The organism is Lapillicoccus sp. (assembly GCF_025353065.1).
Classification (GTDB): domain Bacteria; phylum Actinomycetota; class Actinomycetes; order Actinomycetales; family Dermatophilaceae; genus Lapillicoccus.
Window position 1 is genome coordinate 1 of the sequence record NZ_JANXRJ010000270.1, and the last position, 7354, is coordinate 7354.

The window sequence follows — 7354 nt, forward strand, 5'->3', positions numbered from 1 at the left end:
CCCCCCCCCCCCGCCGGGGGGGTGAGGTCAGACCTTGACCCGGGGCTTCACCGCCAGCACGGGGCAGTCGGCGTCGAGCAGCACCTGCTGCGCCGTGCTGCCGGTCAGCAGCTTGCCCACCGGGGAGCGCCGGCGGACGCCGATGACGATGAGGTCCGCATGGGTCTCCTCGGCCGCCAACAGGATGGCGTCAGCAGCCGAGCCACCGTCCGTCGGACGCCGCACCTCGTGCTCGAGACCCGCCGCCTCGAGCTGACCGTCGAGGGCGTCGACGTCCTGTGCCGTCGCGTAGTTGGGGTGTGAGAAGTCGCCGTAGTGGCCGGTGTTGATGACCACGAGCCGAGCCCCGGACCGACGGGCCTCCTCGATCGCCACGTCGACCGCCGCCGACCCCTCCGGTGTCGGGATGTATCCGACGACGATCGTCGCCGGACCTCCTGGCGTCGCCGGACCTTCCTGTGTCACGAGGCCTTCCTGTGTCACACGGCCTCCTTGGTCGCGTCGTTGCCCTCGACCGTCATGGCGCCCGTCATGATCGCCACCCCGTCGTTCATCGTGTGGGACTGCGGCGTGATGACCGCCGCGCGACGGGCGAGCCGCTGGATGTGGATGCGGTCCGCCACCTCCCACACGTGGGGCATGTTGTGGCTGATCAGGATGACTGGCAGGCCCTTGTCGCGCAGCCGCTTGATCATGTCGAGGACGGCGTTGCCTTCCTTGACCCCCAGCGCCGCCGTCGGCTCGTCGAGGATGACGACCTTGCTGCCGAATGCCGCCGCCCGCGCCACCGCGACCGCCTGGCGCTGCCCGCCGGACAGGGTCTCGACCGTCTGACCCATGTTCTGGATCGTCTGGATGCCGAGGCCCTGGACGGCGCTGCTCGCCCGGTCGCGCATGCCCTTCTTGTCGAGCATGCGCAGGACCGAGCCGAGCGGGCCCGGGCGGCGCTCCTCGCGGGCGAGGTAGAGGTTGCTCGCGATGTCGAGCGCCGGGATGATCGCGAGGGTCTGGTAGACCGTCTCGATGCCGGCGTCACGGGCCTCCTGCGGCTTCTTGAACGTCACCGGATGCCCGTCGAGGGAGATCTGGCCGGCGTCGAGGGCATAGGCGCCGGAGAGGCACTTGATGAGGGTGGACTTGCCCGCTCCGTTGTCCCCGATGATGGCGAGCACCTCACCGGGATAGACCTCGAGATCGACCCCGTCGAGCCCGATGACCCGGCCGAAGGTCTTGACCATGCCCTTGCCCTGCAGCACCGGGGTGCGCCCACCCGCAGTGTCCTGGACGCCTGAGGTGTCGGCCTCCTGGACGGTGCTCATGACTTGACCTTCCTGATCCACTGGTCCACGGAGACCGCGACGATCACGAGGATACCGACGGCGATGAGTCGGTAGTTCGGGTCGACGCCCGCCAGGGAGAGACCCGTCTGGAACGCCTGGACGATGAGGGCACCGAGCAGCGTGCCGAGCACGCCTCCTCGACCGCCGAAGAGGCTGGTCCCACCGATGACGACCGCCGTGATGCTGTTGAGGTTGGCGTCGACGATGCCGTTGGGTGAGGCCACCGAGGCCCGGCCGATCTGGCACCAGGCGGCGATCCCGAAGATCAGGCCGGCGACCGTGTAGACCGAGAGCAGCACCCGCTTGCTGGCGATGCCCGACAGGCGGGCCGACTCGGCGTCGTCACCGACGGCGTAGATGTGCCGACCCCACGCGGTCTGGCTGAGCGCGAAGCCGACCACGGCATACATGACCAGGACGATGATGACCCCGGTGGTGATCGTGAACCCACCGATCTTGAAGCTGTTGCCGGCCCAGTTCAGCACCGGGGGCATCTGGTCGGCGTTGACGCTCGCCCCACCGGAGTAGAGCAGGGCGAGGCCGGTGAAGATGCTGAGCGTCCCGAGGGTCACGATGAACGGAGGCAGGTTCAGCCGCGTGACGAGCAGGCCGTTGAGATAGCCGGCCGCGGTGCCCAGGGCGACGCCGATGAGCAACGCCAAGGGACCCGGGACGCCGTTCTTGCTGGCCACCGTGGCCATCACCATCATCGCGAGGATGGTGATCGCCCCGACGGAGAGGTCGATGCCGGCCGTGAGGATGATCAGGGTCTGACCGATGGCGAGGGCCATCACGATGGCGCTCTGCTGGACCAGCGTCGACTGGGCGTTCGCCGTGAAGAAGCGCGGGTTGATGATCGAGAACACGATCACGGTGACGACGAGGATCAGGGCCGGGCTGATCGCGGGGTTGGCGTGGAGGAGGTGCTGGAGACGCTGCGCCGGGCTCTGGGAGCGCCTCGACAGCTCGGCCTCGGCCGCACTCTGCTTGCGGCCCCCGCTGACGACCGTCGTCATGAGGCGGTGCCCCAGCAGATCTTCGTGCCCGCGTCGCTGGTGATGCTGTCGACGCCGGTCGCGGGCTTGTCGGTCACGAGGGCCACGCCGGTGTCGAAGAAGTCGAGCCCGGGGCTCACCGACGGCTTGGTGCCGTCCTTGGCGAAGGCCGAGATCGCGTCGACACCCTTCTGCGCCATCAGGAGCGGGTACTGCTGGCTCGTCGCCCCGATGATGCCGCCCTTGACCTCCTTGACGCCCTGGCAACCGCCGTCCACCGAGACGATGATGACCCCGGACTTGTTGGCCGCCTTGAGGGCCGCGTCGGCGCCGGTCGCGGCCGGCTCGTTGATCGTGTAGACGACGTTGATGTTGGGGTTCTTGGTCAGGCAGTTCTCCATGGCCGTGCGGCCGCCGTCCTCCGCCCCCTGCGTCGGCTCGTTGCAGGCGATCGTGTAGGTGCCGCCGTCGTAGTTGCCGGTCTTGGCCTCGTCGCCGTTCTTCTTCTTGTCGACGGTGTCGATGCCCATGCCGGTGAGGAAGCCCTGATCGCGGTTGTAGTCGACCGAGACGACCTTGTCGTTGAAGAGGTCGAGCAGCGCGATCGTCGCGGGCTTGCCGGCGAGCTGGGCCTTGGCCCACTTGCCGATGAGGGTGCCCGCCTTGAAGTTGTCGGTGGCGAAGGTGATGTCCACGACGCTGGCCGGGTCGGGCGGGGTGTCGAGGGCGATGACGTAGAGCCCTGCGTCGCGGGCCTTCTTGATCGACGCGTTGACCCCGGGGCCGTTGGGGGTGATCAGGATCCCCTTGTCACCCTTGGTCACGGAGTTCTCGATCGCGGTGATCTGGCCGGCCTCGTCGCCGTCCTTGCTCCCGGACGCGATGGTGAGGTCGATGTTGCCGGCCTTGGCCGCCTCCGCCTTCGCGCCGTTCTGCATCGCGACGAAGAACGGGTTGGTCGAGTCCTTGGTGATGAGCGAGACGCCGACCTTGGCGCTGCCGCCGGTCGAGCCCAAGCCGCTGCTGCTGCTCCCGCAGGAGGCGAGGGTGACGGCGAGTCCGGCGGCCGAGGCGATCGCCAGGGTCCGGGTGAGGGTGGTCTGTGCGGACAGCTTCATGTTTTCCTCCGTGGTAATGACACCGTTGTCTTGACAGATTTATAGCCCGAACTTGCGCTCAGGTCAACGTCTGTGACTAAATTGGGACCGTGGATGTGACAACGGTGTCATCCGCTGGTCCCGACCCTGAGCGTTCTCCCGATGGCTACTCGTCCGGGGACCAGGCCCGGACCGACGGTTCGACCGGACGGGCGACGATGCGCGATGTCGCGGCGCTCGCGGGCGTCAGCCTGAAGACCGTCTCGCGCGTGGTCAACCGGGAGCCCAACGTCTCCGCCCCGATCGTCGCCAAGGTGACCCGGGCCGTCGAGCGCCTCAACTACCGTCACAACGTCGGCGCCAGCAACCTGCGCAGCCGCCGCACCGGGGTCATCGGCGCCCTCCTCCAGGACGTCAGCAACAGCTTCTCGGCCGGCCTGCTGCGCGCCCTCGAGGACGTCGCCCGCCAGCGGCGCCACGTGGTCCTCACCGCCAGCCTCGACGAGGAGGTCGAGCGGGAGCGGCAGCTCGTGGGCGACCTGGTGGGCCGCCGGGTCGATGGGCTCATCCTCATGCCGGCGACCCGCGACCACTCCTACCTCGCCCCCGACCTGCGCGCCGGTCTGCGGGTCGTCTTCGTCGACCGCGAGCCGCACGGCATCGTCACGGACAGCGTCCTCGTCGACAACGTCACGGGCGCCTTCGACGCCACCCGGCACCTGCTGGGGCAGGGTCACCGCCGCATCCTCCACCTCGGCGACCTCGACACGATCGAGACCGCCCACCAGCGGCAGCTCGGCTACGAGGCCGCCCTGCGCGCCGCCGGGATGCGCCTCGACCCCGACCTCGTCGTCACGGGCCAGCGCACCAGCGAGATGGGCGAGGAGGCCCTGCTGCGGGTCTTCGACTCGCCCTCCCCACCGACGGCCGTGTTCGCCTCACGCAACACGGTCGCCATCGGGGCCGCCCGGGCGCTGCGCCGGCTGGGCCTGTCGCACCAGATCGCACTCGTCGGGTTCGACGACTTCCCGCTCGCCGACCTGCTCGAGCCCGGGCTCACCGTCGTGCGTCAGGACGTCGGCCTCATCGGGCGGATGGCCGCCGACATCCTCTACGCCCGTATCGACGGGGACACCTCACCCGCCGAGCGACACCTCGTGCCACCGAAGCTGGTGCTTCGCGGCTCGGGCGAGATCCCGCCGCGGGCCTGACCCGCGGCATACCCCTTGCGTCCGCGCGGACGTCCCCAGGAAGGAGGGGCTCAGTGGTCCTGGATGCCGGTCGCCATCGACTCGAGCCGGGCGATCCGCTGGTCCATCGGCGGGTGCGTCGAGAACAACCGGGAGACGTCCTGGGTCCGGAACGGGTTGGCGATCATCATGTGGCTCGCGTTGACGATCTGCTGCTGCGGCTGCAGCGGCGCCTTGGCCACCCCCGACTCGAGCTTGCGCAACGCCGACGCGAGCGCCAGCGGGTCGCCGGTCAGGCGGGCACCGTCCTCGTCGGCGTCGTACTCGCGGGTGCGGCTGATCGCGAGCTGGATGACGGTCGCCGCCATCGGGGCGAGCAGCGCGAGGACGAGCAGCGCGATGGGGTTGGGCCGGTCCTCGTCGTCGCCTCCGCCGAAGCCGCCGAACATGCCGGCGAACATCGCCATCTGGGCGATCGCGGTGATGATGCCGGCGACGGCCGCGGCGACCGACCCGGTCAGGATGTCGCGGTTGTAGACGTGCTGGAGCTCGTGCCCGAGGACGCCGCGCAGCTCCCGCTCGTCGAGCAGCTGGAGGATGCCCTCGGTGCAGCAGACGGCGGCGTGCTGCGGGTTGCGGCCGGTCGCGAAGGCGTTGGGCGCGGCCGTCGGGGAGACGTAGAGGCGGGGCATCGGCTTGTTGGCGCGCGTCGACAGCTCGCGGACGATGCGATACATCACCGGGGCCTGCGCCTCGCTCACGGGATAGGCGTGCATCGCCTTGATCGCGACCTTGTCGCTGTTCCAGTAGCCGTAGGCGGTCGTGGCCAGCCCGAGGAGGGCGAAGAGGTAGATGAACCGCCCGCCCGCGACGAGGGCGCCGAGCCCCAGCAGGAGGGCCCAGATGGCGCCGAAGAGGGCGGCAGTCTTGAGCCCGTTGAAATGGTGGTGCATATCCGTGGAAACGCGGCTCGGGCCCTTCGCGTTCCCGACCACCTCCCTGCCGACTCCCAGGAACGTGACGTCCTCCGGTCAGGTCAGCAGGCCGAGGAGGATCTGCGGCTGCACGGACAGCGTGATGAGGACGAGGACACCGATCGACAGCGCGACCCGGTGGCTGAGGTGGGCGGTCACGACGGGCGCGACAGGAGCGGCGGCGGCGGCAGGAGCTGCCGGTCCAGGTGCCGGCTCGAGCATCACCCGCAGCCAGCGCAGGTAGACCGCCGCCCCCAGGACGGCGTTGACGGCGGCGATGACGGCGATCACCCACCACCCCTCGATCACGACGGGCCGCAGGGCGACGACCTTGCCGATCAACCCGAGCACCCCCGGCGGCAGCCCGGCGAGCGACAGCAGCCCGAGGGCGAGCGCCCCGCCGACGAAGGGGTGCGAACGCACCAGCCCCCGGTATGCCGTGAGCCTGCGACCCGAGCGCCCGCGGCTGCCGCGGATGGTCACCGCCACCGCGGTGAAGACGACGAGGGTCGCGACGAGGTAGGTCAGCAGGTAGGCCGCCGACGACCGGGCGCCGAGGCTGGACACGCTGATCAGCGGGAGGACGACCCAGCCCGCCTGGGCGACCGTCGACCAGGCGAGCAGCCGCACGACGTCGTCCTGACGGAGGGCGACGAGGTTGCCGAGGGTCATGCTGGCGACGGCGAGGACCGCCGTGCCGATCAGCGCCGCCTTGCCGAGCGAGGCGACGGCGGTGATGACGACGAGGAGCGCGCCGAGGGCCGCGACCTTGGACACGCCCGCGAGGAAGGCGGCGATGGGCAGGGGCGCACCGGCATACGCGGTCGGGGTCCAGGCGTGGAAGGGGACGAGGGAGAGCTTGAAGCCGATCCCCGCGAGGACGAGGACGACGGACAGCGCCAGCAGCCCGCGTTGCGGAGTCGAGGTGGCCGCGAGCGCGGCGGCGGAGGTGAGGCTGGGGCTGCCGGTCGCGGCATACCAGCAGGCCGCGGCGAGGGTGAGCACGGCGAACGAGACGATCGAGGTCGTCAGCAGCTGGATCGCCCCGGCGAGGGCGCGCCTGGTCCCGGTGAGAGCGGCGAGGGCGACGACGGGGAGGGTGGCGAGCTCGAGGGTGACCAGCCACGACCCGAGGTCGCGCGCCGCGGCGACCCCCACGGCGCCGCTGGTCGCGGCGAGGAGCAGGGAGAGGGTGACGGCGGTCCGGTCGCGGTCGCCGCGGGGTTCGAGGGGCCAGGCGAGCAGCAAGGTGATTCCGGTGGCCACCAGGGTGGCGAGCTGCAGGGCGGCGGTCAGCCCTGAGACGGTGTAGAAGCAGGTGCCTCCCGCGGGCAGGCACAGGGTCTGGCGGACGTCGCCGGGCCCCGCGGAGAGGGCGTCAGTGGTGCCGAACACCCCGACGACGAGGCTGATGAAGGCGATCGCGTAGTGCACCCCGAACGCACGCGGGACGATGATGTCGACGACGAGGACGAGGAGGGCGCCGATCGCCGGCGCGAGCACGGGCAGCAGGGTCGCGGCGTCGAAGGTCGTCACGGCGTCGCCTCCCCCGTGGTCGAGCCGGTGGCCAGCCGGGCGGCGTCCGAGGAGGTCACGAGCAGCAGCGGGCGCGGCAGGACGCCGCCGAGGACGACCGCCACGACGAGGACGAGGACGACGGCCCACTCGCGGCCCGAGGCGTCACCGGGCGCCGTCGGCCACCACCTTGGGGGGGTTGACGCTGCGTCAAGGGGGTTGACGCTGGTGATAGCCGGCGTC

General features: G+C 70.5%; 8 protein-coding genes. 1 reads left to right on the forward strand and 7 read right to left on the reverse strand.

Going from position 1 to position 7354, the window contains the following annotated elements:
* Window positions 1-27: 27 nt before the first annotated feature.
* From Q0R63_RS19585 to Q0R63_RS19600, 4 genes are read right to left on the reverse strand one after another with little or no spacing between them, the layout of a single operon-like run.
* Window positions 28-465, reverse strand: a complete 438-nt coding sequence (locus Q0R63_RS19585) for a universal stress protein (RefSeq protein WP_295701143.1) — start codon at window positions 463-465, stop codon at window positions 28-30.
* A 14-nt stretch (window positions 466-479) separates the two neighbouring features.
* Window positions 480-1319: an ATP-binding cassette domain-containing protein gene (locus Q0R63_RS19590; RefSeq protein ID WP_295701146.1), complete on the reverse strand. Its 840-nt coding sequence runs from the start codon at window positions 1317-1319 to the stop codon at window positions 480-482.
* Window positions 1316-2356 carry an ABC transporter permease gene (locus Q0R63_RS19595; RefSeq protein ID WP_295701149.1) on the reverse strand — a complete coding sequence of 347 codons (1041 nt, stop codon included), beginning with the start codon at window positions 2354-2356 and terminating at the stop codon, window positions 1316-1318. The genes Q0R63_RS19590 and Q0R63_RS19595 overlap by 4 nt, the downstream gene beginning before the upstream one ends.
* Complete coding sequence (locus Q0R63_RS19600) at window positions 2353-3453, reverse strand: substrate-binding domain-containing protein (protein ID WP_295701151.1); 1101 nt, start codon at window positions 3451-3453, stop codon at window positions 2353-2355. Before Q0R63_RS19600 ends, Q0R63_RS19595 begins: the two co-directional genes overlap by 4 nt.
* Before the next feature lie 104 nt (window positions 3454-3557).
* On the opposite strand from Q0R63_RS19600, the gene Q0R63_RS19605 reads away from it, so the two are divergent.
* Entirely contained in the window at window positions 3558-4643 is a 1086-nt protein-coding gene (locus Q0R63_RS19605; protein WP_295701154.1) for a LacI family DNA-binding transcriptional regulator, read from the forward strand.
* Window positions 4644-4693: 50 nt separating this feature from the next.
* Here the strand turns inward: Q0R63_RS19605 and htpX are convergent, their stop codons facing one another.
* From htpX to Q0R63_RS19620, 3 genes are all read right to left on the reverse strand, one after another.
* Complete coding sequence (gene htpX, locus Q0R63_RS19610) at window positions 4694-5575, reverse strand: zinc metalloprotease HtpX (protein WP_295701157.1); 882 nt, start codon at window positions 5573-5575, stop codon at window positions 4694-4696.
* Window positions 5576-5653: 78 nt separating this feature from the next.
* Window positions 5654-7132 (reverse strand): proton-conducting transporter membrane subunit, encoded by a 1479-nt coding sequence (locus Q0R63_RS19615; protein ID WP_295701161.1) that lies wholly within the window; start codon window positions 7130-7132, stop codon window positions 5654-5656.
* Window positions 7129-7354: hypothetical protein (locus Q0R63_RS19620; protein ID WP_295701164.1), on the reverse strand; the 226-nt coding region annotated here is incomplete at its 5' end. The genes Q0R63_RS19620 and Q0R63_RS19615, both read right to left, overlap by 4 nt.